General features: G+C 69.9%; 1 pseudogene. It reads left to right on the top strand.

The features are described from left to right. Window positions 1-339, top strand: a pseudogene (locus H926_RS35070) (glutamate 5-kinase); the annotation flags it as partial.

The raw sequence follows: 339 nt of genomic DNA, 5'->3' as shown, positions 1-339 counted from the left end.
GCGGCGCAAGGCGTGCTGCTCTTGTCGGATATCGACGGGCTGTATGACCGCGATCCGCGCCTGCCCGATGCGGTGCGCATTCCGGTGGTGCAGGGTGTCACGCCGGAAATCCATGCCATGGCCACGGGCGGATCGTCGTCCGGCCTGGGATCGGGCGGCATGACATCGAAGCTGCAGGCGGCCGAGATTGCCGAAATGGCCGGCATGGCTCTGGCGATCATCGATGGCCAGCCGGTTTCGCCGATCGCTGCGGCCTTTGGCGCCACGCGTGGCACGCTGTTCGTGCCGCGCCGCCGCCACACCGCGCGCAAGGCCTGGCTGGGCGGGCGCCTGCGCATG

This window comes from Novosphingobium sp. B-7, assembly GCF_000410615.1.
GTDB lineage: Bacteria > Pseudomonadota > Alphaproteobacteria > Sphingomonadales > Sphingomonadaceae > Novosphingobium > Novosphingobium capsulatum.
Note: the sequence above shows the minus strand (reverse complement) of the source record. Positions and strands in the feature narration are given on the sequence as shown.